20 protein-coding genes are annotated in these 22,738 nt (G+C 69.0%); 14 read left to right on the plus strand and 6 right to left on the minus strand.

All coding sequences use genetic code 11. The annotated features are described in order from the left end of the window. The first annotated feature begins 74 nt into the window (after nt 1–74). Together AQI70_RS03605 and AQI70_RS03610 are read left to right on the plus strand one after the other, a co-directional pair. Entirely contained in the window at nt 75–2,636 is a 2,562-nt protein-coding gene (locus tag AQI70_RS03605) for a M14 family zinc carboxypeptidase (RefSeq protein WP_062143943.1), read from the plus strand. Next, nucleotides 2,633–3,784 carry a serine hydrolase domain-containing protein gene (locus AQI70_RS03610; protein WP_062143945.1) on the plus strand — a complete coding sequence of 384 codons (1,152 nt, stop codon included), beginning with the start codon at nt 2,633–2,635 and terminating at the stop codon, nt 3,782–3,784. Before AQI70_RS03605 ends, AQI70_RS03610 begins: the two co-directional genes overlap by 4 nt. Nucleotides 3,785–3,841: 57 nt before the next feature. Here the strand turns inward: AQI70_RS03610 and AQI70_RS03615 are convergent, their stop codons facing one another. Together AQI70_RS03615 and AQI70_RS03620 are read right to left on the minus strand one after the other, a co-directional pair. Continuing rightward, on the minus strand, nt 3,842–4,261 hold the full coding sequence (locus AQI70_RS03615; protein ID WP_062143948.1) for an organic hydroperoxide resistance protein: 420 nt from the start codon (nt 4,259–4,261) through the stop codon (nt 3,842–3,844). A gap of 125 nt (nt 4,262–4,386) precedes the next feature. Further along, nucleotides 4,387–5,385, minus strand: a complete 999-nt coding sequence (locus AQI70_RS03620) for an NADP-dependent oxidoreductase (RefSeq protein WP_062143950.1) — start codon at nt 5,383–5,385, stop codon at nt 4,387–4,389. A gap of 90 nt (nt 5,386–5,475) precedes the next feature. Between AQI70_RS03620 and AQI70_RS03625 the strand changes: the two genes are divergently transcribed. Next, entirely contained in the window at nt 5,476–5,919 is a 444-nt protein-coding gene (locus tag AQI70_RS03625) for a MarR family winged helix-turn-helix transcriptional regulator (RefSeq protein ID WP_062143953.1), read from the plus strand. A gap of 103 nt (nt 5,920–6,022) precedes the next feature. On the opposite strand, the gene AQI70_RS03630 is transcribed toward AQI70_RS03625, so the two are convergent. Next, nucleotides 6,023–7,048, minus strand: coding sequence for an SCO2400 family protein (locus tag AQI70_RS03630; protein WP_062143956.1), 1,026 nt, complete (start codon nt 7,046–7,048; stop codon nt 6,023–6,025). A 313-nt stretch (nt 7,049–7,361) separates the two neighbouring features. Here AQI70_RS03630 and AQI70_RS03635 point away from each other — a divergent pair, with 313 nt between their 5' ends. The 8 genes from AQI70_RS03635 (at nt 7,362) to AQI70_RS03670 (ending at nt 17,667) form a co-directional block, all read left to right on the plus strand. Further along, nucleotides 7,362–8,519 carry a mandelate racemase/muconate lactonizing enzyme family protein gene (locus tag AQI70_RS03635; RefSeq protein WP_062143959.1) on the plus strand — a complete coding sequence of 386 codons (1,158 nt, stop codon included), beginning with the start codon at nt 7,362–7,364 and terminating at the stop codon, nt 8,517–8,519. Then, the gene (locus AQI70_RS03640) at nt 8,516–9,520 is read left to right on the plus strand and encodes a zinc-dependent alcohol dehydrogenase (RefSeq protein ID WP_062143962.1); all 1,005 of its coding nucleotides are present in this window, start codon (nt 8,516–8,518) and stop codon (nt 9,518–9,520) included. Before AQI70_RS03635 ends, AQI70_RS03640 begins: the two co-directional genes overlap by 4 nt. Nucleotides 9,521–9,631: 111 nt before the next feature. Further along, on the plus strand, nt 9,632–10,600 hold the full coding sequence (locus AQI70_RS03645; RefSeq protein WP_062143964.1) for a hypothetical protein: 969 nt from the start codon (nt 9,632–9,634) through the stop codon (nt 10,598–10,600). A 143-nt stretch (nt 10,601–10,743) separates the two neighbouring features. Beyond that, on the plus strand, nt 10,744–11,856 hold the full coding sequence (gene chvE, locus AQI70_RS03650; RefSeq protein WP_425264597.1) for a multiple monosaccharide ABC transporter substrate-binding protein: 1,113 nt from the start codon (nt 10,744–10,746) through the stop codon (nt 11,854–11,856). A 32-nt stretch (nt 11,857–11,888) separates the two neighbouring features. After that, entirely contained in the window at nt 11,889–13,439 is a 1,551-nt protein-coding gene (mmsA, locus tag AQI70_RS03655) for a multiple monosaccharide ABC transporter ATP-binding protein (protein ID WP_062145044.1), read from the plus strand. Next, nucleotides 13,436–14,680 (plus strand): multiple monosaccharide ABC transporter permease, encoded by a 1,245-nt coding sequence (gene mmsB, locus AQI70_RS03660; RefSeq protein WP_062143969.1) that lies wholly within the window; start codon nt 13,436–13,438, stop codon nt 14,678–14,680. The genes mmsA and mmsB overlap by 4 nt, the downstream gene beginning before the upstream one ends. A 69-nt stretch (nt 14,681–14,749) precedes the next feature. Further along, nucleotides 14,750–15,895, plus strand: a complete 1,146-nt coding sequence (locus tag AQI70_RS03665; protein ID WP_062143972.1) for an aldose epimerase family protein — start codon at nt 14,750–14,752, stop codon at nt 15,893–15,895. A gap of 185 nt (nt 15,896–16,080) precedes the next feature. Further along, nucleotides 16,081–17,667 carry a pyridoxal phosphate-dependent aminotransferase gene (locus AQI70_RS03670; protein ID WP_062143976.1) on the plus strand — a complete coding sequence of 529 codons (1,587 nt, stop codon included), beginning with the start codon at nt 16,081–16,083 and terminating at the stop codon, nt 17,665–17,667. A gap of 8 nt (nt 17,668–17,675) precedes the next feature. On the opposite strand, the gene AQI70_RS03675 is transcribed toward AQI70_RS03670, so the two are convergent. Beyond that, on the minus strand, nt 17,676–19,112 hold the full coding sequence (locus tag AQI70_RS03675) for a family 43 glycosylhydrolase (RefSeq protein ID WP_062143979.1): 1,437 nt from the start codon (nt 19,110–19,112) through the stop codon (nt 17,676–17,678). Next, complete coding sequence (locus tag AQI70_RS03680; RefSeq protein WP_062143983.1) at nt 19,094–20,080, minus strand: arabinan endo-1,5-alpha-L-arabinosidase; 987 nt, start codon at nt 20,078–20,080, stop codon at nt 19,094–19,096. The genes AQI70_RS03675 and AQI70_RS03680 overlap by 19 nt, the downstream gene beginning before the upstream one ends. A gap of 268 nt (nt 20,081–20,348) precedes the next feature. Between AQI70_RS03680 and AQI70_RS03685 the strand changes: the two genes are divergently transcribed. After that, complete coding sequence (locus tag AQI70_RS03685) at nt 20,349–21,068, plus strand: hypothetical protein (protein WP_062143986.1); 720 nt, start codon at nt 20,349–20,351, stop codon at nt 21,066–21,068. On the opposite strand, the gene AQI70_RS03690 is transcribed toward AQI70_RS03685, so the two are convergent. Next, on the minus strand, nt 21,040–21,549 hold the full coding sequence (locus tag AQI70_RS03690) for an ATP-binding protein (RefSeq protein ID WP_062143988.1): 510 nt from the start codon (nt 21,547–21,549) through the stop codon (nt 21,040–21,042). The genes AQI70_RS03685 and AQI70_RS03690 overlap by 29 nt on opposite strands. Before the next feature lie 130 nt (nt 21,550–21,679). Here AQI70_RS03690 and AQI70_RS03695 point away from each other — a divergent pair, with 130 nt between their 5' ends. Beyond that, nucleotides 21,680–22,516, plus strand: a complete 837-nt coding sequence (locus AQI70_RS03695; protein WP_062143991.1) for a helix-turn-helix domain-containing protein — start codon at nt 21,680–21,682, stop codon at nt 22,514–22,516. Beyond that, complete coding sequence (locus AQI70_RS03700; protein ID WP_062143994.1) at nt 22,513–22,698, plus strand: DUF397 domain-containing protein; 186 nt, start codon at nt 22,513–22,515, stop codon at nt 22,696–22,698. The genes AQI70_RS03695 and AQI70_RS03700 overlap by 4 nt, the downstream gene beginning before the upstream one ends. The last annotated feature ends 40 nt before the right edge of the window (nt 22,699–22,738 follow it).

The following is a 22,738-nucleotide window of genomic DNA, read 5'->3' on the forward strand; positions in this document are numbered from 1 at the left end:
CTCCCTCTTGTTGCCGTTGAGTCGAACAGGTACACCTCGCCGTACCGATCTCAGGAAGTTCCGAGGAGGTACGCGTGCGCACCACGAGAACCGTTCCTGCAAGACCCGTACTGCTCACCGCCCTGACCCTCACCACGGCGGGGTCCCTGCTCCTCACCCCGCCCATCGCCGCCGCGGAACCGGGGCCCCCGGTCCACCGCGAGGCCGCGCTCGACCAGCACGCGGCGCGGACGCCGGCGAGCGCCGCCCAGCGGGCCCTCGAACCCACCGGGACGACCGCCTCCGGGGCGATCGCCGACGACAGCCGCGGCTACCCCCGGCGACAGGTCCTCACCCCCGACCCCGAGAACCCGGCCGACAAGTCCATCAAGCTCGGCCTCACCCCGTACCACGCCATCGCGCCGAAGCTGAACGCCCTCCAGGCCCTCGGCGACCGGGTGAGCGTCGAGGTCGCGGGCCGGTCGGCCGGCGGGCACCGGCTGTACCTCGTCACCGTCACCGCCCCGGAGACGGCCCGCCAGGCCCGGGCCCAGTCCCGCATGCGCGAGCTCATCGAGAACGCGCCCGCCCTCGCCGCCAAGTCCCCCGAGATCAAGAAGACCTACAAGACGCCCGTCTTCTTCAACAGCAACATCCACGGCAACGAGTGGGAGGGCACCGACGCCTCCCTGAAGCTCATCGAGCGGCTGGCGACCGCAGGGGACGCCCGGACCCGCGACCTCCTCGCGCACTCCCGCCTCTACTTCAACATCACCGCGAACCCGGACGGCCGTATCGCCGGAACCCGCGCCAACGCGGGCGGCTTCGACATGAACCGGGACTTCGTCACCGCCTCGCAGCCCGAGGTGCGGGCGATGCGGCAGATCATGACCGCCAAGCAGCCGGCCGTCATGCTCGACCTGCACGGCTACGTCAACGGCACGCTCATCGAGCCCACCACTCCCCCGCACGGCGAGAACTACGAGTACGACCTCTTCCTGAAGAACACCTACGCCAACGCCCTCGGCATGGAGGCCGCCGTCAACGGCCTCGGCTACACGCCCGGGAAGGACGGCGTCGAGCCCGTGCAGATCCCCTTCCGGGACCAGGAGGAGGGCTGGGACGACTGGCCGCCGGTCTTCACCCCGCAGTACGCGGCCTTCCACGGCACGGTCGCCGCGCACACCATCGAGATCCCGATGCAGGTGAACAACACCGCCTACGACACCCTGCCGGTCACCGAGCTGCGCCGCCGCTCCGCGATCAACGTCGACATCGCCGGGGCGACCCTGCGCGCCACCCTCGACTTCGTACGGTCCAGGCGCGCTTCGCTGCTCGCCGACCAGATCGAGGTCTTCCGGCGCGGAGCCGCCGGCGCCGCACAGGTGCCGGTGTCCTCGGCGACCGTCCCTGGCGTCCCCGGCATCGGCCCCGAGGACGTCTACACGACCGCCTTCCCCCGCGCCTACGTCATCCCCGCCGCAGGCACCGCCGCCGCCCGTCTGGTGGACCACCTCCTGGCCAACGACATCCGGGTCACGCGCGCGGCGCACGCCTTCCGGCTCGGCGGGAGGTCGTACGCCAAGGGCTCCTACGTCGTCGACATGCACCAGCCCAAGCGCGGCCTCGCGAACGCGCTCCTCGCGGACGGGCGGGACATCAGCGACAAGGTCTCGGTGATGTACGACATCTCCGGCTGGAGCCTCGGCCGGCTGTGGGGCGCCACGGTCGAGACCCTGCCGGGTGTGCCGTACGGCGTCCTGCGCCCCGTCCGGGCGGCGGCACCGGTCGCGTACGTCGCCCCACGCGGTGACCTCCGGCTGCGGCTCGACGACCCGAACGAGATCGCCGCCCTCAACTCGCTCCTGCGCAAGGGCGTCGAGGCACGCCTCGCCGCCGACGGCAGCGCGATCGTGCCGGGCTCCGCACGCCGCCGGGCCGCGGACGCCGCCCGCGCGTACGACGTGGCCTTCCGCTCCACGAAACTCACCGGCACCACCCCGGTGCACCGCACCCGGGTCGCCGCGGCCGTCACGCCGGGTGAGCTGTTCGCGCTGCGGGAGATGAACTTCGAGGTCACGCCGGTCTCGACGGCCGTACTGAACGCGGGGTTCGACTGGTCGTCGGTGGATGCGCTGTTCGTCTCGGCGGGGCTGGACCACGACGACCTGAACGCCGCCGCCCGCACCGCCCTCGACGCCTTCCTCGACAACCACGGCCTCGTCGGCCGCGGTGCCACCGGCGCCGCGCTCAACTCGGCGGCCGGGCTGCTGGCCGCCAAGCCGGTCGAGGGCAACGGCGACGCCAACGGCGTGGTGCGCGTGCGCAACTCGCGCAGCGCCCTGATGACCGGCGCTCCGGACCACGGCTTCGTGTACGCGCCCGTATGGTTCACCGACCTCGGCCCGGGGGTCCGGGTGGAGCAGTCGTACGCGACCGGGAACCCGCTCGTGTCCGGGCACTGGCGGCCGTCGGAGGACGGCTCCGGCGGACCGGCGGACGCGGCGGGGCAGGCGGCCGTGGTCAGCGGCCCGGGAGCCGTCCTGTTCGGCACCGAGCCCCTCTTCCGGGATCATCCCAAGGGGGAATTCGCCCAGGTCGGGCGGGCGTTGTTCGCCATGGCCCGGGCAAGCGGCTCAGATGAGGAGAGCGGATGACGCAGAAGATCCACGGCACCGTCGCGGACGGCTTCGAGACGGTGCGCGAGGAGTTCGCCGCTTTCGTGGCAGGCGAACCGGCCGGCTACGAGGGCCAGTTGTGCGCGTACGTGCACGGCCGGAAGGTCGTCGACCTGTGGGCCGGTGACGGCTGCGACGCCGACTCCCTCTACGGCGTGTTCTCCTCCACCAAGGGCGCCGCCCACCTCGTGGTCGCGCTCCTCGTGCAGGACGGCACGCTGGAGCTGGACCGCAAGGTGACGTACTACTGGCCGGAGTTCGGCGCCGAGGGCAAGGGCGGACTGACCCTGCGCGATCTGCTGGCGCACCGGGCCGGGCTGGTCGGCCTGGACGCCGGTTTCACCGAGGAGGAGCTGGCCGACGACCAGGCGATCGCCGAGCGGCTCGCGGACCAGCGGCCGTTCTGGCGCCCGGGCACGGCCTTCGGCTACCACGCGCTCGTCATCGGCGCGCTCACCGGCGAGGTCGTACGCCGGGCCACGGGCCGCACGCTCCAGGAGGTGTACGAGGAGCGGGTGCGGGCGCCGTACGGCCTGGACTTCTACCTGGGGCTGCCCGAGGTGCTGGAGCCCCGGTTCCGTTCCGTGCTGCCGATGGCTCCGACGCCGGAGCAGCAGGCGGTCCTGGACTCGGTGCCGAAGGGACCGCACACCCTGGCGTCGATCGCCTTCAACACCCATGTGCCAAGGCCGGGCGACCTGGTGGACCACGCCAACTCCCGGACGGTGCGCGCGAAGGGGCCCGCGTCGGCGGGCGGGGTCGCGGCCGCGCGCGGGCTCGCCGGGATGTACGCGGCGGCGATCAGCGAGGTGGACGGGCGGCCACCGCTGCTGAAGCCGGACACGATCGCCGAGGTCGGGCAGATCCATTCGATCGGTTACGACCTGGTGGCCCGAACCCACAAGTCGTTCGGCCTCGGCTTCCAGGCGGTCGCCGACTGCTGGTACCCGTTCCTGGGCGCGGGCGCCTTCGGCCACAGCGGGGCAGGCGGCTCCCAGGCGTTCGCGGATCCCCGCAGCGGCCTGGCGTACGGCTACACCCGCCGCCGCTGCGCCTTCCCGGGCGGGGCGGCGCCGGAGAACGAGCGGCTGGTGAAGGCGGTGCACTCGGCGGCACTGGCCGGCTGACAGGACGAGGCCGCACCCCACGTCCAAGGGTGCGGCCTCGTCGTAGCAACGAACGCGTCAGACCAGCGTCACGCTGATGTTGCCGCGAGTCGCCTTCGAGTACGGGCAGACCTGGTGGGCCTTCTCGACGAGGCCCTTGGCGGTCTCCGTGTCGACGTTGGGGATCTGGGCCGAAATCTCCACGATGATCCCGAATCCGTCGTCGTTCTTGCCGATGCCAACCTTCGCGGTGACGGTCGAACCGGAGATGTCGGCCTTCTCCTGGCGTGCGACGACGCCCAGGGCGCCCTGGAAGCAGGCGCTGTAGCCGGCGGCGAAGAGCTGCTCCGGGTTGGTGCCGGCGCCGCTGCCGCCCATCTCCTTGGGCGGGTTCACGACGACGTCGAGCTTGCCGTCGTCGGTGGCGACCCGGCCGTCACGGCCGTTCTCGGCGGTGGCGACGGCGGTGTACAGGACGTCGGAGTGCTGGATGGACATGCGGTTGTCTTCCTCCTCGGTCCGCCGCGACTCGCGCCCACGATCGCGACGGAATTCGGAAAGAAGTTACCGCATGCCGGAAATCCAGCACAGCCCTCGCGGACAGACAGCCCTCGCGGACAGACCTACAGCTTGACGATCATCTTCCCGGTGTTGTCACCGCGCAGGACCCCGAGGAACGCCTCCAGGTTGTTCTCTATGCCCTCGACCACGGTCTCGCGGTACTTGAGCTGCCCCGAGGCCACCCAGGGGCCGACCTCCTGGACGAACTGCGGCTGCAGGTCGTAGTGGTCGCCGACCAGGAAGCCCTCGATGCGGCCGCGGGTCTGGATGAGGCGGGCGAGGTTCCGCGGGCCGGGGGCGGGCTCGGTGTTGTTGTAGACGGAGATCATGCCGCAGACGGCGATCCGGCCGCCCTGGTTGAGCGAGCCGATGGCCGCCTCGAGGTGGTCCCCGCCGACGTTGTCGAAGTAGACGTCGACGCCGTCGGGGGCGGCCTCGCGCAGCTGGCCGCTCACCGGGCCGTTCTTGTAGTTGAAGGCGGCGTCGAACCCGTACTCCTCCACGAGGAGCTTGACCTTCTCGTCGGACCCGGCGGACCCGATGACCCGCGAGGCGCCCTTCAGCCTGGCGATCTGGCCCACCTGGCTGCCGACCGCGCCTGCGGCGCCCGACACGAACACGGCGTCGCCCTCCTTGAAGGCGGCGGTGCGCAGCAGACCGGCGTAGGCGGTGAGGCCGGTCATGCCGAGGACGCCGAGGTAGGTGGACAGGGGCGCCGCGTCCGCGTCGACCTTGACGGCGTGCTTGGCGTCCACGGCGGCGTACTCGCGCCAGCCGAAGAAGTGCAGGACGTGGTCGCCCACGGCGATGCCCTCGGCGTTGGACTCGACGACCTCGCCGACGGCGCCGCCCTGCATGACCTTGCCCAGCTCGAAGGGGGCGACGTACGACTTGGCGGCACTCATCCGGCCGCGCATGTACGGGTCGACGGAGAGGTACTTGTTCCGCACCAGGACCTGGCCCTCACCCGGCGTGGGGACCTCCGCCTCGACCAGGGCGAAGTCCTCCGGCTTGGGCCAGCCGACGGGGCGGGAGAGGAGGTGCCATTCGCGGTTGCTCATGGGAGGTGCCTTTCCGATTTACTTCAGAACCTGAAACAACCATGCTCCTGAATATTTCAGGATGTCAAGTAACCGGGGTACCCTGAGACCATGGCCACTCCACACGACACCCGCCGCCCCGATGAGCTGACCCTCGAAGTCGTCGACCTCATCGGCTCGGTCGTGGCCCGCTACCACCAGGAGTACGAGGAGGCAGCCGCCGAGCACGCGCTGACCGGCGCGCAGGCACGGCTGCTGAGCCTGCTGTCGCTGGAGCCGCTGCCGATGCGCAAGCTGGCGCAGCGGCTGCGGTGCGAGCCGTCGAACGTTACGGGCATCGTGGACCGGCTGGAGTCGCGCGGCCTGGTGGAGCGCCGCCCGGACCCGGCGGACCGGCGGGTCAAGCTCGCGGCGGCGACGAAGGAGGGCCGGCAGGTGGCCCGCAGTCTGCGGGACTCACTCCGGTTCGCCCGGGAGCCGCTGGCGGGACTGTCGGAGGACGAACGGCTGGCCCTGCGGGATCTGCTGCGGCGGATGCTGGCGACCGGCACATAGGGGCGCCTTCGCGAAGGCGAACGTCTCAGGTGCACCACGGGCGCACGTCAGGCGCACGTCAGGTAGCACCACCGACGCACGTCAGGTGCACCACCGACGCACGTCAGGTGCACCACCACAGGAACCGCTCGCACGTCTCCGTCGGCGTCGGGTCCGGGCTCGGCACCGAGGTGGTCGGTTCGACCGTCGGGGCGGGGGTCTCGGGCTCCGCCGTGGGCGTGGGGGCCGAGGTGGACGCGCCGGAGCCGTCGCCCGCCGTCGACGACGACTGGGCCTCCTTGTCCGCTTCCTTGTCCTTGTCCTCGTCCTTCTTCTTGTCCTCGTCCTTCGGCGACTCCGAGGCCGAGGGAGAGGCCGAGGGGTCCGACGACGGAGCGCTCGCGTCCGTCCCCGTAGTCCCGTCCGTCGCCTCCGGTGACGCGGTCACCTCTTCCGACGCCGCGCCCTCCGCCGACTCATCCCCGGCCGCGGCCGGCTTCGGACTGCTGCCCGGGGCGTCCATACCGAGTTCCGCGAGGCTCAGACCACCCGCGGCCAGGACGAAGCCCGCGGCGATGAGCAGGGTCCGGCGACGGCGCCGCCGATGCGCGGCGGCCTTGCGATCGCGACGGCTCGCGCCCCCGGACGCGGACTCCTCGTCCGGGTCGCCGTCGTCTTCCTCGTCGTACTCGTCGTACTCGGCGTACTCATCGCGCTCGACGTACTCGTCGCGACCGCGCCCCCGCCCTCGGCCTCGCCGCTGTGCGGCCCTGCGGGCGGCCCGTCCGCCGACCGGCGCCGCCTCCGACACCTCCGCCGCGGCATCAGCGGTCCGCACGTCGTCCGCGGCCCCTGCGGCCTCTTCGGAGCCCTCGGCCCCGTAACCCTCCGCGTGGTGACCTTCGGCCTCGTAGCCCCCGCCTTCGTAGCTCCCGCCCGCGTAGCCGCCGCCGTACTGCCCCTCGTAGCCCTCATAGGCGCCCTGGCCCCCCGCGGCCCCCGCGGGCCCCCCCACCGCCCGCTGGGCCATCTGCGGGTACGCCTCGGGCGGGGCGCCCGCGTACGCGCGGAGCGCTTCGCTGGTGGCGCCGCACCCCGGGCAGGCGAGGGCGCCATTCAGGTGCCGTCGGCACGGGTGGCAGTAGTCCATGACGCGGGAAGACTAGGTTCCGCACGGGCACGGTTGATAGTCACAGCTGTGAAAGTTCTGTAGGGAACCATCCGTTCCGGCATACCGAGTTGAGGGATATGCCAGGACACGCCAGACACGCCCCCCTCACTCCGTGACCGGCCGACCGAAATCCGTATCGAAAGCAGTGTCGAAACCGTTATGCGTGCGACCCATTGACACTCCCGGCGCCGCCTCCCTACTGTCACGTCAGCATTTCGAACGTGTGCCGAAATATCGAACATGCTCGGATGCAACGTCAAATGAGCCGACGACGCAGCAAGGGGCAATTGCCGTGCGCATCACCGGAATCAGCACACATGTGGTCGGGACGCCGTGGCGCAACCTGACATACGTCCAGGTGCACACCGACGAGGGCATCACCGGAGTCGGCGAGACCCGGATGCTGGGCCACACCGACGCGCTGATCGGTTATCTGCGGGAGGCCGAGGCCAACCACATTCTCGGTTCGGACCCGTTCGCCGTGGAAGACCTCGTCAAGCGGATGAAGTACGGCGACTACGGGCGCGCCGGCGAGATCGTGATGTCCGGGATCGCCGTGATCGAGATGGCCTGCTGGGACATCAAGGGCAAGGCCCTGGGCGTGCCGGTCTGGCAGCTCCTCGGCGGCAAGGTCACCGACAAGGTCAAGGCGTACGCCAACGGCTGGTACACCACCGAGCGGACCCCGGAGGCGTACCACAAGGCCGCCCAGGGCGTCATGGAGCGCGGCTACAAGGCGCTCAAGATCGACCCGTTCGGCACCGGCCACTTCGAGCTCGACCACGAGCAGACCCTCTACGCCGTCTCCCTCATCGAGGCCGTCCGCGACGCCATCGGCCCGGAGGCCGAGCTGATGCTGGAGATGCACGGCCGCTTCTCCCCCGCGACCGCCGTCCGCCTCGCCAAGGAGCTGGCCCCGTTCAAGCCGGCCTGGCTGGAGGAGCCGTGCCCGCCGGAGAACCTGAAGGCGCTGGAGAAGGTCGCCGCCAAGGTCGACATTCCGGTCGCCACCGGTGAGCGCATCCACGATCGCATCGAGTTCCGTGAGCTCTTCGAGAGCCAGGCCGTCGACATCATCCAGCCCGATGTCGGCCACATCGGCGGCATCTGGGAGACGCGCAAGCTGGCCGCGACCGCCGAGACCCACTACATGCTGGTAGCGCCGCACAACGTGGGCGGCTCCGTGCTCACCGCGGCCTCCCTCCAGGTCGGCTTCACCTCGCCGAACTTCAAGATCCTGGAGCACTTCAACGACTTCGCCGACGCGGAGATCAAGAAGGTCGTCAAGGGCGCCCCGCAGGTGGTCGACGGGTACTTCCACCTCTCCGACGCGCCGGGCCTCGGTGTCGAGCTCGACGTCGACGCCGCCGCCGAGTTCCCGCAGCAGCAGGCCCGCTTCGACCTGTGGGCCGAGGGCTGGGAGCAGCGCAAGCCCAAGGCCACCAAGTGAACACCGCCGTAGTCATCGAGGCGCCCGGCGAGCACCGGCTCACCGAGCACACGCCTCGTGACCCCGGCCCCGGCGAGGCGCTGGTCCGCGTCCACGCGGTCGGTATCTGCGGCAGTGACCGCGAGGTGTACCAGGGCAACCGGCCCGAGGGGTACGTCCGTTACCCGCTCACGCCCGGCCATGAGTGGTCCGGCACCGTCCAGGCGGTCGGCGCCGGGGTGCCCGGGAGCCTCGTCGGCCGCAAGGTCGTCGGTGAGGGCTTCCGCAACTGCCAGGTGTGCGACCGCTGCCACGCCGGTGAGACCACGCTGTGCACCGCGGGGTACGAGGAGACCGGGTTCACCCAGCCCGGCGCCATGGCCGCCACGCTCACGCTGCCGGCCCGGCTGCTGCACGTCCTGCCGGACGACGCCGACCTGACCGCCGCCGCCCTGCTGGAGCCGGCCGCCTGTATCGCCGCCGCGGCGATCAAGGCGAACGCGCTGCCGGGCGAGCGGGTGGCGGTCGTCGGCACCGGGACGCTCGGGATGTTCGCCGTCCAGTTCCTGAAGGCGGGCTCGCCGGCCGAGCTGCTGGTGGTGGGCACCCGCAACGACCGGGAGCAGCTGTCGCGGCAGTACGGGGCGACCGACTTCCGCACCAAGGACCAGGAGCTCCCCGACGACTTCGACGTCGTCATCGAGACCGCCGGGTCCGCCGACGCCGCGCGCACCTCCGCCGCACTGCTGAGGCGGGGCGGGCGGCTGGTCCTCACCGGGATCCCGGCGCCGGGCGCCGACGGCCTGGACCCGACGGATCTGGTCGTACGGCAACTGGAGGTGCACACCGTCTTCGGGGCGCCGCCGGACGCCTGGGCACACACGGTGCGCGTGTTCGCGGCCGGGCTGCTCGATCCGCTGCCGCTGATCACGCACGAGCTGCCGCTGGAGGAGTTCCCACAGGCGATCGAGCTCGTCGGGTCCGGTGATCCGAAGGTGGGCAAGGTCCTCCTTCACCCCTAGACGTACGCCGGTACGGGGGCAACCTGACGGCTTCCGTACCGGCGTACTCCCAAGCCCCCCGCGCCCTGAGCCGCGAACCTCGTCCGAAATATCGAACACAAAGGACAGCTTGTGACCGACGCTTCCGCCACGGCAGCCCGTCGACCCGGTGAGCAGGCGCTCGCCGCCCTCGGCCTGGGCGCGCCCGACCTCTCCCCCGCCGACGCCTCGCCCCACACCTTCCCGGGCGGCGGCCGCTGGCGCACCGAGATCCCCTCGTGCGAGGGTCCCGAAGCGCTGGCCGTCGTCCTCAAGGAAGCCTCGCGACTGGACGTGCCGATCCACCGGATCAGCCAGGGCAGCGGCGTGTGGATGCTGACCGACGCCGAGATCACCGAGATGGTCGAGGCAACCGCCGAGCGCGACATCGAGCTCTGCCTGTTCACCGGCCCGCGCGGCACCTGGGACATCGGCGGGTCCACGCGCACCGACTCGCGGGGGGCCGGACTGCGCGCCCGCGGCCACGACGCCGTCGCCGGCTGCGTCGAAGACGCCGTACGCGCCACGGAGTTGGGCGTCAAGTGCCTGCTCGTCGCCGACGAGGGCGTGCTGTGGACGCTGCACCGGGCGCGGGCCGCCGGGATCCTCCCCGCCGACACGACGTTCAAGGCGAGCGCGCTGATCGGTCCCGTCAACCCGGCCGCGTACGCCGTGTACGAGCAGCTGGGCGCCGACTCGATCAACGTGCCGAGCGATCTGACGCTCGACCACCTCACCGAGATCCGGCGGGTGTCCGGCGCCCCCATGGACATGTACATCGAGGCCCCCGACGACCTCGGCGGCTATGTGCGGATGTACGAGGTCGCCGAGCTGATCAGACGCGGCGCGCCGCTCTACCTGAAGTTCGGGCTGTCCAAGGCCCCCGGCATCTACCCCTACGGCCACCACATGCGGGACCTGACGCTGGCCACCGCCAAGGAACGCGTCCGGCGGGGCCGGCTCGCCCTGGACCTGCTGGCGCGGCACGGAGCGGACGGCGACATGGCACCTCTCGGCTCACGGCTGCCCGGGACGCTGAAGCGATTCGAAACTCCCGCATAACGTTCCGGGCAAACCCCCTTCACAAAAGAAGACGCAGTCGAACACAATCCCACACACCCTCGGTCGACCCGCACACCGCCCCTCGGAGGCGTCCTCGCACCGCCAGACCGAGCCCTGCCCCACCCACATCAAGGATGATGATCATGCGTACTCGCAGAGCCGCACTCGCCGCCATAGCCTCCGCCGCCTCCCTCGCCCTGACCCTGACGGCCTGTGGCCAGAGCGGTGAGGGCGGCAGCAAGGAGGAGGGCGGGGACACCAAGGGCGCCACCATCGGCATCGCGATGCCGACCAAGTCCTCCGAGCGCTGGATCGCCGACGGCAACAACGTCGTCAAGGACCTGGAGTCCAAGGGCTACAAGACCAAGCTGGTCTACGGCGAGGACGACCCCGACCAGCAGGTGTCGCAGATCGAGAACCTGATCACCCAGGGCGTCAAGGCGCTGATCGTCGCGGCCATCGACAACAAGTCGATGAACAACGTGCTCCAGCAGGCCGCGGACGCCAACATCCCGGTGATCTCCTACGACCGCCTCATCCTCGGCACCAAGAACGTCGACTACTACGCGTCGTTCGACAACGAGAAGGTCGGCGAGCTCCAGGGCAACTACATCGTCGAGAAGCTCGGCCTGAAGGACGGCTCCAAGAAGGGCCCCTTCAACATCGAGCTGTTCGCCGGCTCCAACGACGACAACAACACCCGCTACTTCTTCCAGGGCGCGATGAACGTCCTGCAGCCCTACATCGACAAGAAGCAGCTGGTCGTCCGCTCCAAGCAGACCGCGCTGAACCAGGTCACCACCCTGCGCTGGGACGGCGGCACCGCCCAGAAGCGCATGGACGACATCCTGACCTCGGCCTACAAGAGCGAGCGCGTCGACGCGGTCCTCTCGCCGTACGACGGCATCTCCATCGGCATCCTCTCGGCGCTGAAGTCCGACGACTACGGCTCCAAGAGCAAGCCGCTGCCCATCGTCACCGGTCAGGACGCCGAGGTGGCCTCGGTGAAGTCGATCATCGCCGACGAGCAGTCGATGACCGTCTACAAGGACACCCGTGAGCTCGCCAAGGTGGCCTCGAACATGGTCGACGCGGTGCTCAACAAGAAGAAGCCCGAGGTCAACGACACCAAGACCTACGACAACGGCGCCAAGGTCGTCCCGGCCTACCTGCTCACGCCGGTCAGCGTCGACAAGAACAACTACAAGGAGACGGTCGTCGACTCCGGCTACATCAAGGAAAGCGACCTCAAGTAACCGCCGGCACACTCTGATTGGAAGGCACGACCATGGCGGGACCCGTCCTGGAAATGCGCTCGATCGTCAAGACCTTTCCCGGCGTCAAGGCGCTGTCGGACGTCACGCTGACCGTCCAGCAGGGCGAGGTCCACGCCATCTGCGGGGAGAACGGCGCCGGTAAGTCGACCCTGATGAAGGTCCTCTCCGGCGTCCACCCGCACGGCACCTACGAAGGGGACATCCTCTTCGAAGGTGAGGTCTGTGAGTTCAAGGACATCCGGGCGAGCGAGCAGCGCGGCATCGTCATCATCCACCAGGAACTGGCGCTGTCGCCGTTCCTCTCCCTCGCGGAGAACATCTTCCTCGGCAACGAGCACGCCAAGGGCGGGTTCATCGACTGGCGGGAGACCCTGCGGCACGCCACCGAGCTGCTGCGCCGGGTCGGCCTGTCCGACCACCCGGACACCCGCGTCGCCGACATCGGCGTGGGCAAGCAGCAGCTGGTGGAGATCGCCAAGGCGCTGTCGAAGAAGGTGAAGCTGCTCATCCTGGATGAGCCGACCGCGGCCCTGAACGACGAGGACAGCGGCAAACTCCTGGATCTCATCCTGGAGTTGAAGAAGCAGGGCATCACCTCGATCATCATCTCCCACAAGCTCAACGAGATCCGCAAGGTCGCCGACTCGGTGACGATCATCCGGGACGGCCAGACCATCGAGACGCTCGATGTGAAGGCCCCGGAGACCACCGAGGACCGGATCATCAGCGGCATGGTGGGCCGCGACCTGGAGCACCGCTTCCCGGAGCGCACCCCGCACGAGCCGGAGGAGGGCGCGGCTCCCGCGCTGGAGATCCGGGGCTGGACCGTGCACCACCCGATCGACCAGCAGCGCAAGGTCGTCGACGATGTGTCACTGACCGTGCGGCGCGGGGAGATCGTCGGGATCGCGGGCCTGATGGGCGCCGGCCGCACCGAGCTCGCGATGAGCGTCTTCGGCCGCACCTACGGCCGGTACGCGGGCGGCACGGTCCTCAAGGACGGCAAGGAGATCCGTACGAAGTCCGTCCCCGAGGCCGTGAAGAACGGCATCGCGTACGTCACCGAGGACCGCAAGCACTACGGCCTGAACCTCATCGACACCATCAACCGCAACATCTCGCTCAGCGCGCTGGGCAAGGTCGCCAAGCGGGGCGTGGTCGACGAGCACGAGGAGCGGCAGGTCGCCGAGGGCTTCCGCAAGTCCATGAACATCAAGGCGCCGACCGTCTTCGAGCCGGTGGGCAAGCTGTCCGGCGGCAACCAGCAGAAGGTCGTCCTCAGCAAGTGGATCTTCGCGGGTCCGGACGTGCTGATCCTGGACGAGCCGACGCGCGGCATCGACGTCGGTGCCAAGTACGAGATCTACACGGTCATCGACCAGCTGGCCGCCCAGGGCAAGGCGGTCGTCTTCATCTCCTCCGAGCTGCCGGAGCTGCTCGGCATGTGTGACCGCATCTACACGATGGCCGCGGGGCGGCTGACCGGCGAGTTCTCGCGGGCCGAGGCCTCGCAGGAGTCGCTGATGCGTCAGATGACTAAGGACAAAGAGGTAACCCGATGAGCACGGATGTGACCGCCAAGACCCCGGCCCCCGCGCCGCCGGGCAAGAGCGGAGGGGCCGCGGGCGACGGCCTGCTCCAGCTGGTGATGGACGGCATGCGCCGCAACATGCGTCAGTACGGCATGCTGATCGCCCTCGGCCTGATCGTGGTGCTGTTCGCCGTGTGGACCGACGGCGACCTGCTGCTGCCGCGCAACGTCTCCAACCTGGTGCTGCAGAACAGCTACATCCTGATTCTGGCGATCGGCATGATGCTGGTCATCATCGCGGGCCACATCGATCTGTCGGTCGGTTCACTGACGGCGTTCGTCGGCGCGATGGCCGCCGTGTTCATGGTCAGGAACGACATGCCATGGCCGGTCGCCGTCCTCCTGTGCCTGGCCGTCGGCGCCCTCGCGGGTGCCGTACAAGGGTTCTTCATCGCGTACGGCGGCATACCGTCGTTCATCGTGACCCTCGCGGGCATGCTGATCTTCCGCGGTCTGACCGAGATCTTCCTGGAGGGCCAGACCCTCGGCCCGTTCCCGGAGGGGCTGCAGAAGGTCGCCAACGGCTTCCTGCCCGAGGTCGGTCCGAACACGAACTACCACAACCTCACTCTGCTGCTGGGCTTCGCGATGATCGCGTTCGTGGTCTTCCAGGAGTTCCGCGACCGCCGCCGGCAGCAGGAGTTCGCCCTCGATGTCCCGCCCTTCAACCTGTTCCTGCTGAAGCTCGTCGCGATCGGCGCCGCCATCCTCACGCTGACGATGCTGCTGGCCAGCTACAAGGGCGCCCCGATCGTGCTGCTCGTCCTCGGCGTGCTGCTCGTCGGCTTCGGCTACGTGATGCGCAACGCGATCATCGGCCGCCACATCTACGCGATCGGCGGCAACCTCCCGGCGGCCAAGCTGTCGGGTGTGAAGGACAAGAAGGTCACCTTCCTGGTCTTCCTGAACATGGGCATGCTCGCGGCCCTGGCGGGTCTGGTCTTCGCCGCCCGCTTCAACGCGGCCTCGCCCAAGGCGGGCCTCAACTTCGAGCTGGAGGCGATCGCGGCCTCGTTCATCGGCGGTGCGTCGATGAGCGGCGGCGTCGGCACCGTCCTCGGCGCGATCATCGGTGGCCTGGTCCTGGGCGTGCTGAACAACGGCATGAACCTCGTCGGCATCGGCACCGACTGGCAGCAGGTCATCAAGGGCCTGGTGCTCCTGGCGGCGGTCGGCTTCGACGTGTGGAACAAGCGGAAGGTCGGTTCGTAAATCCCCTCGGGCCCCGCCGGAAGGCGGGGCCCTTCCACTTCAGTTCAACTTCCTGAGCAGGAGCCGCACATGGACATGAGCAGACGTACGGTCATAGCCGGAGCCGCAGCGGCGGGGATCACCGCCGCGACCATCGGCACCGCACAGGCCACGGGAGGCAGGACGCCGGTGAAGTCGCTCTTCGGCAAGCTCGCCGACGGCACGAAGATCTACAGCTGGTCGCTGGCCAACGGCGGCACCCGCATGAAGGTCCTCTCCTACGGCGGCATCGTGCAGTCCCTGGAGGTCCCGGACCGCCGCGGCCGGTACGCCAACATCTCCCTGGGCTTCGACAACATCGAGGACTACGTCGCCAAGAGCCCGTACTTCGGCGCCCTGATCGGCCGCTACGGCAACCGCATCGGCAAGGGCCAGTTCACGCTCGACGGCAAGACCTACCAGGTCAACGTCAACGACGGCGTGAACAGCCTGCACGGCGGCGCCAAGGGCTTCGACAAGCACGTGTGGGACATCGAGCCGTTCACCAAGGGCTCGGACGTCGGCCTGTACCTGCACTACACGTCCGTCGACGGCGAGATGGGCTACCCGGGCACGCTCAAGGTGAAGGTGACGTACACCCTCACCAAGCACGGCGACTGGCGCATCGACTACGAGGCCACCACCGACAAGGCCACGGTCGTCAACCTCACCAGCCATGTGTACTGGAACCTCGCCGGCGAGGGCAGCGGCACGATCGAGAACCACCAGCTGAAGATCGCCGCGTCCCGCTACACCCCCGTCGACTCGGGCCTCATCCCCACCGGTGAGCTGGCCCCCGTCGCGGGCACCCCCTTCGACTTCCGCCGCACCAAGGCGATCGGCGAGGACATCCGCGAAGCCCACCAGCAGCTGCTGTACGGCAAGGGCATCGACCACAACTGGGTGCTCGACAAGGGCATCTCGCCGCGTCCCGAGTGGTGCGCGACCCTGAAGGACCCCTCCTCCGGCCGCACGCTGCGGATGGCGACCACGGAGCCGGGCCTGCAGTTCTACTCCGGCAACTTCCTCGACGGCACCCTGGTCGGCCCCTCCGGCCGCACCTACCGCCAGGGTGACGCGCTGTGCCTGGAGACGCAGCACTTCCCGGACTCGCCGAACAAGCCGTCGTTCCCGTCGACGGTGCTGCGTCCGGGGCAGACGTACCGTTCGACGACGGTCCACTCGTTCACCTGCTGAAGTCTGCCCGGACGTCGCTTCTGACGGTTCTTCACAGGTGGCACACAAGTTCTCACCGGTTCCCCGGTGGTTGAACAGCGCCACCCCAGCCTCCGTATGTATGGGCGGCCCGTGCTCCCCCGCGCGGGCCACCCAAGACGACGGGCCCGGTCGTCCCCGCCGGGCCCGCCCCATACGGAGGTTCCATGGCCGACAACGTCACCTCGCTGTTCCGCAGCACCGCGGCGCACAGCCCGTCGATGGCGGCGCTGACGCGGGAGGGCGGCGACGGGGCCGGTCCGGTCGACTTCTGTATCCCCTGCAACCCCTACTTCCCCACTCCCGCGATGTTCGAGGAGATGGCGGCCAGGCTGCGGGACATCATCACGTACTACCCGAGCAGCGCCGACACGATCACGGCCGAGCTGTGCAGTCTGCTCCAGCTCCCGCCGCAGTGCGTGGCGATGGGAAACGGCTCCACCGAGCTGATCACCTGGATCGACCATCTGCTGGTCCGTGAGTCCCTCGCCGTCCCCGTCCCCACCTTCGGCCGCTGGACCGACCAGCCGATGGAGACCGGCAAGCGGGTCGACATGTTCCCGCTCCAGGAGTCCAGCGGGTTCGCCCTGGACCTCGCCCAGTACGCCGAGTTCATCCGTGCCAGGGGGACGCGGGTGGCGGTGATCTGCAACCCGAACAACCCCGACGGCGGCTTTCTGCACAAGCACGCCATCGTGCAGTTCATGGACGCGATGGCCGACCTGGACCTGGTCGTCATCGACGAGTCCTTCCTGGAGTTCGCGGACGCCGAGCAGGAGCCGTCGGTCGTCCAGGAGGCGATGCTGCGCCCGAACGTCATCGTGCTGCGCAGCCTCGGCAAGAACTTCGGCCTGCACGGCATCCGCTTCGGCTACCTGGTCGCCAACCCGGCCCTCGCCGGCATGGTCCGCTCGATGCTGCCCAAGTGGAACCTCAACTCCTTCGCGGAGCACGTGGTGTTCATGCTCAAGGAGCACGGCCCCGAGTACGCGCAGAGCCTCCAGCAGGTGCGCCGGGACCGCCTGGACATGGCCAGCCAGCTCTCCGCGCTGCCCGGCCTGACGGTCTACCCGTCCCAGGGCAACTTCCTCTTCGTACGCCTCCCCGTGGGCGCCGAAGGCACCGTGGTCCGGGACCGGCTGCTCACCGAGCACCGGATCCTGGTCCGCGAGTGCGGCAACAAGATCGGTTCGTCCAGCCGCTTCCTGCGTCTCGTGGTGCGCCCCCAGGTGGACGTGCGTCGCCTGGTGTCCGGCCTGGAACAGGTGCTCTACGGGACCAGGAGGGGAGCCGCCGTACCCGAGCTCGGTACAGGGACCAACTACAGCTCGGGTACGGCGGCCGTGGACCGGCTGGTCAGCTCCACCAACGGCGCCGGTATGCAGGGCCTTGCCGCTCAGGCCATGAGTGCCGGGATGCCTGCGGCGGCTCAGCCGCAGGCGATGCCGGGGGCGGGCATGCCCATGCCGGCACCGGCTCCTGTGGCCCCGGCGGCAGCTCCGGCCCCGACCCCTGCGCCCGCCCCGCCCGCGCCCGCCCCGCCCGCGCCGATGCCCTTCCCGTCGCCCGTGGCGCCGGCCGCGGCGGCGATGCCCGGGCTCACGCCGCCGGGGGTGCCGGCCCGGGGCGGGCTTACGGCCGCCCAGGTTCGGGGTACGACCGGGCCGGCTCCCGGGCTCACGCCCGCCCCGGCGACCGGGTGGCCGAACAGCCAGAGCTGGCCGAACGCAGCGGGGATGGGCGCGGCCGGGTAGCGCCGCGGCTAAGCCGGGTTCAGGCGCCACTGTTGGCAGTTGTTGCCCAGCCAGGACCACTGGCGGACATCCGTCCCGTTCGCCGTCCCGCAGTCCGCCACGTCGGCGACCTTGCCCGTGGCCTGGTTGGCGATCCGCACGTAACCACCGTCGGTGGCGATGAAGCGGAAGCGCTGGCAGGTGTTGTTCAGCCAGGACCACTGCCGCAGGTCGGCACCGTCGGCGGAGGAGCAGTTCTCGGTGTCGAGCACCTTGCCGGTGGCGACGTTGACCAGCCGGTGGGTGTCGTCACCGAGGTCCTCCAGCCGCCACTTCTGGTTGTTGCCGCCGCTGCACGCCCACTGCTGGACATTGGCGCCGTCCGCGGCCGAACCGCCCGCCACGTCAAGGCACTTGCCGCTGCCGCGGTTGACGACCGTGTACGTCGTGGAGGCGCTGGACGGCTCTCCGGAGGGCCCGGTGAGGGACGCGCCCAGCCGCACCGGGGTGCCGAAGTCCGGGGTGCCGTCGGAGTTCCAGGTGAACTTCTGCGCCCGGGTCGTACGCCCGTTGTCGCAGCCCTCGGAGGCGGAGTCGTTGGCGTGGTAGACGATCCAGTTCTCGCGGCCGTCCGGTGAGGTGAAGAAGCCGTTGTGGCCGGGGCCGTACACCCCGGCTGCGTCATCGCGCTGGAAGACGGGCGTGGACTTCTTCGTCCAGGACGACGCGGACAGCGGGTTCGAGCCGGTGAGTTCCAGCTGGCCCAGCTTGTAGTCGGGCGTCCAGCAGCCGCTGGCGGAGTAGATGAGGAACGTGCGTCCGTTGCGTTGCAGCACCTCGGCGCCCTCGTTCACCGTGCCGCCCTGCCGCTCCCAGGCGTGCGTCGGCCGCGAGATCGTCGAGTAGGCGCCGCTGACGGTGTACGGGTTGGACATCGGCGCGATGACGAGGTTCTGCGTCCCCTCGGTGATCGCGCTGCCCAGCATGTACAGCCGGCCGCCCACGTTCAGCACGCTCGGGTCGAGCATCCACACGTTGCTGAGCTGTCCCTTGTAGGTGTACGGCCCCATGGGATCGGAGCCGGCGCTCTCCAGCACATGGCTGCGCTGCGTCGGGTTGTAGTCGGTGACGTTCTGCCCGGCGACGTAGTACAGGTACCAGCGCCCGTTGAGGAAGTGCAGCTCGGGCGCCCAGATGTTGCAGCACCGCGAGGCGGCGTCGCCCTTCCACACCTGCACGCTGGGCGCGGTGGAGAGCCCCGCGAGGGTGGTGGACTTGCGGATGGTGATGACGTCGGTCCAACTCGTCGTCACCAGGTAGTAGTTGCCGTTGTGGTACGAGATCCAGGGGTCGGCGCCCTTGACCGACTTGACCGGGTTGGCGAACGAGGCGGCGCTCGCGGACGGCTGGCCGAGGCCGATCGCGAGCAGCAGAGCCGCCAGCAGGGTCAGTAGGCGACGGGCCATCCGCTGCTCCAGTTCAGAAGGTTGATGCCCAGCTTGGGCGTGCCGTTGTCGTTGCCGTCGTAGTAGTGGTAGACGATCAGGTCCCCGTCGACGTCGTTCATGATCGACTGTCCGCCGGGGCCGATGACGCTGCCGTGCGACTCCAGGACGGGCGTCCCGCCGTTGTTCATCATCGAGACGCCGTTCCGGTCGTAGTACGGCCCGGTGACGCTGGTGGCGCGGCCGACCTTCACCTTGTAGGTGGAGCTGGTGCCGGCGCAGCAGGTGTCGTAGGACGCGAAGAGGTAGTAGTACCCGCCCCGTTTGACGATGAAGGGCGCCTCCACGGCCTTGGTGCCGGTCGGGCGGGAGGCGAGCGAGTACCGGGTGGTGTTGGAGGAGAGCTGCTTCCCGGTGGACGGATTGATCTGGATCATCTTGATCCCGGTCCACCAGCTGCCGAAGGACAGCCACCACTTGCCGTCGCCGTCGACGAAGAGGTTCGGGTCGATGGCGTTGTAGTCGCTGGCGGAGCTGGAAGTGTAGACGGCGCCCTGGTCGGTCCAGCTGCCGGGCCGGCCGGTGCTGGAGGTGGCGAGTCCGATGGCCGAGGTGTTCGAGCCGAACTTCGAGACGGAGTAGTACATCAGGTACTTGCCGCCGTGGTACGAGATGTCCGGCGCCCAGGCCTCGGGGACGGAGGAGTAGTTGCGCCACCAACTCGGCCGGGAGGAGAAGGCGTCGGCGCCGGCACTGAAGGCCGTCCGGTCGGACGACGTCTTGCTGGCGATGCCGCCGCCGGTGGCGTACAGCAGGTACTGACCGGAGGAGGTGCGGATCATCGACGGGTCATGGGTGACGACCGAGCCGGTGACCCGGCCGGGGTTGGGGTAGGCCGACGCGGTGGAGGGGATGAGGGCGAGCAGGGCGGCGGCGGGGAGGGCGAACAGAGTGGTCCTCTTGCGGAGAGTGCGAGAGGTGCGGCTCACGCGGGTCCTCCTTGCGGGGTGGGGGTGCGCTACGTCCGACATTTCGAACGACGCTCGCAAGTTCGAACGGACCGTAGAATCGAACCCCTTGCGCGTCAATGGTTTGCGCAGCAACAGCAGTCCACGCCACGAAGCAGCCGGTGACGTTCACCCGATCGAGCGAAGGCTTGATTGACGCCTACCCGCCAACATCATGATCGCGTAGCGTCAACTCGCCGTTGCCCCCCGTTACCACAGGGGAGCGGAACTCAAAGAGATAGGGCTGGACATGGCAGAGGTCAAGGTGCAATTCAGGGACAGCTATGCGCAGGCGTCCTTCGAGGGGATGGTGGCTCCGGACGGCCCCACCGGGTACACGTTCTCCGGCACGCTCAAGGTCACCTGCAAGCTCGACCGATCACGTACGAACTTCAAGAGCATGGTCGCGCTCGGGCACGGCGGCACATCGGCCGAGTACACCTACAAGGAACTCGCGATCGCCGACTACAGCGAGAATGTCTTAAAGGTCGAGGGCAAGGGAACTCGCGCCAAGAACGAGACGGTGGATTTCCGGGTTGGGGTGAACACCGGGCTCAGCGGCCAGTTCACTTACGGGGACAAGGCGATCGTCACGGCCGGCGGGCAGCCGCAGGATCTCAACCCCACGTACACGAGCGAGGATTCGAAGGGGAACACCAAGTATGACGTCCGGTTCAACGGTACCGCCAGGTCGGACGGGCCCACCGGCTATGTCATCCAGGGCGCCTTGACGGGCTACAGCGGCCCCGGTGCGCTGACCACCCAGTACGCGACTTTCGGGTACAAGACCTCCGGGGGCAGCTGGCAGTACGAGACGGTCAGCTGCGACGCCGCCCCCAAGGAGATCACGATCAGGGGCCGACGCAAGAGCGGCGAGAACATCCAGGTGGTCGTCGGCGCCACCAGTCAGGTCCTCAACCTCTACGAGTACGGCAGCGAGGTCAACTGCACCCTGCCTGACGACTTCTGAGCAAGGTCCGACCACCCCGGCCCGTCAAGGACAGCCATCCCGGCACGTCGACCTCCGCACGGACGGTTTTGCCGGGTGGCTCCCGGTCCAGCACCTCCCACCGATCGGCCAGCGCCTCGACGAGAACGAGACCGCGGCCGTGTTCGTCGAGCGGATGTGGAGGATGTACCTCGCCGGGTTTCGGAGGGCGGGGTTCGGTACGGGTGTCACTGATCTCGATGCGGACGCTGCCCGTGGGGAGCGACAGACGCAGCTCGAAGTCACGGCCGGGAACCCGGCCGTGGGTGACCGCATTGGCGGCAAGCTCGGCGACGATCACTGCGACGGCCTCGGAGGCGCGGCTGCCGTGCGGGATGCCCCAGGTGTGGAGTTGGGCCAGGGCGAGGTGCCGAGCCAGGCGGGCGCCGCGAGGGGTGGCGCTGAGGCGCTGGGTGAACGTACGTACGGTGACCGAGGGCTGGGGTGTGAGCGGTGCGGGCATGGGCACAATCTGGCGCCTGCGGAGGGCAGTTCACCAGGTGAGTGGCGCGTACGGTGCGAGAGCGTACGCGGTTACGGGGTGGACGGTACTCGTCACCGGCCGTAACCATGGGCGCGGGAGGTGACCGACCGTGGTCGATGGTGTGGTGGGTACGGGTGGGGAACCGGAGTCGTCGGACAGTCTGCGGACCTTCGGGGCGGTGGTTCAGGCGTTGCGGGAGCATGTGGGGCTGAGCCGGGAAGAGTTCGGGGATCGGGTGGGATTGTCCAAACACACCGTGGCTTCAGTGGAGTTGGGGCGGCGGATGCCGGATCCGACGTTCGCGGAGCGGGCAGAGGGGGTGTTGGGGAACACGGGGGCCTTGCAGAAGGCGGCGCTGCATCTGGCTCGGCAGCCGGGGTTGGCGGCTTGGTTTCGGCGGTGGGCTCGGTTGGAGGCGACCGCGATCACGCTGTACACGTACGAGTGCCGCTTGATTCCGGGGTTGTTGCAGACAGAGGCTTACGCGCGGACGTTGTTCACGAACCAGCTTCCGCCGCTGAACGACGAGCAGATCGAGGCGCAGTGGATGGCGCGGGCGGAACGACAACAGCTGCTGCGGGAACGGCCGAACACGGCGTTCGCATTCATCTTGGAGGAGCACCTGTTCCGGCGGCGAACGGGTGGTGTGGAGGTCACGCGGGAGCTCATCGACCACGCGCTGGAGATCGCCGAACTGCGGAACGTCGAGATTCAGATCATGCCGACAGTACGGGAGACGCACTCGGGGCTTGACGGCCCGATGCAACTCCTGGAGACACCGGAGAACAAGTGGTTCGCCTACTGCGAGGGGCAGCGAGGCGGCCTGCTCATCTCCGACCCAAAAGAGGTCAGCGTCCTCCAGAGGCGGTATGCCAGTATGCGTTCGCAGGCTCTCACCCCTGAAGACTCCGTGGGCCTGTTGCAGCGGATGCGAGGAGAGCTATGAGCACCAGCGAACTGGCCTGGTTCAAGAGCAGCTACAGCAGCGGCGGCGATGGCGACTGCGTCGAGGTCGCCCTCACCCCCGCCATCATCCACGTACGCGACTCCAAGGCTCCGCAGGAACGCCAGCTGGCGCTTTCGACGGAAGCCTGGGGGGCGTTTGTCTCTCACTGCAGGAAAGGCTAGGAATTCGGGCCCCGGAATCAAATGATCCAGGGCCCGTCGC

Origin of the sequence: Streptomyces curacoi, from assembly GCF_001513975.1 — a bacterium.
Taxonomy (GTDB): Bacteria; Actinomycetota; Actinomycetes; order Streptomycetales; family Streptomycetaceae; genus Streptomyces; species Streptomyces curacoi.

Bases quoted from the DNA above. Each gene is read 5' to 3' on its own strand.
- AQI70_RS03610 (WP_062143945.1), top strand. From the start codon at position 2,633: ATGACGCAGAAGATCCACGGCACCGTCGCGGACGGCTTCGAGACGGTG.
- AQI70_RS03615 (WP_062143948.1), bottom strand. From the start codon at position 4,261: ATGTCCATCCAGCACTCCGACGTCCTGTACACCGCCGTCGCCACCGCC.
- AQI70_RS03620 (WP_062143950.1), bottom strand. From the start codon at position 5,385: ATGAGCAACCGCGAATGGCACCTCCTCTCCCGCCCCGTCGGCTGGCCC.
- AQI70_RS03625 (WP_062143953.1), top strand. From the start codon at position 5,476: ATGGCCACTCCACACGACACCCGCCGCCCCGATGAGCTGACCCTCGAA.
- AQI70_RS03630 (WP_062143956.1), bottom strand. From the start codon at position 7,048: ATGGACTACTGCCACCCGTGCCGACGGCACCTGAATGGCGCCCTCGCC.
- chvE (WP_425264597.1), top strand. From the start codon at position 10,744: ATGCGTACTCGCAGAGCCGCACTCGCCGCCATAGCCTCCGCCGCCTCC.
- mmsA (WP_062145044.1), top strand. From the start codon at position 11,889: ATGGCGGGACCCGTCCTGGAAATGCGCTCGATCGTCAAGACCTTTCCC.
- mmsB (WP_062143969.1), top strand. From the start codon at position 13,436: ATGAGCACGGATGTGACCGCCAAGACCCCGGCCCCCGCGCCGCCGGGC.
- AQI70_RS03665 (WP_062143972.1), top strand. From the start codon at position 14,750: ATGGACATGAGCAGACGTACGGTCATAGCCGGAGCCGCAGCGGCGGGG.
- AQI70_RS03670 (WP_062143976.1), top strand. From the start codon at position 16,081: ATGGCCGACAACGTCACCTCGCTGTTCCGCAGCACCGCGGCGCACAGC.
- AQI70_RS03675 (WP_062143979.1), bottom strand. From the start codon at position 19,112: ATGGCCCGTCGCCTACTGACCCTGCTGGCGGCTCTGCTGCTCGCGATC.
- AQI70_RS03685 (WP_062143986.1), top strand. From the start codon at position 20,349: ATGGCAGAGGTCAAGGTGCAATTCAGGGACAGCTATGCGCAGGCGTCC.
- AQI70_RS03690 (WP_062143988.1), bottom strand. From the start codon at position 21,549: ATGCCCGCACCGCTCACACCCCAGCCCTCGGTCACCGTACGTACGTTC.
- AQI70_RS03700 (WP_062143994.1), top strand. From the start codon at position 22,513: ATGAGCACCAGCGAACTGGCCTGGTTCAAGAGCAGCTACAGCAGCGGC.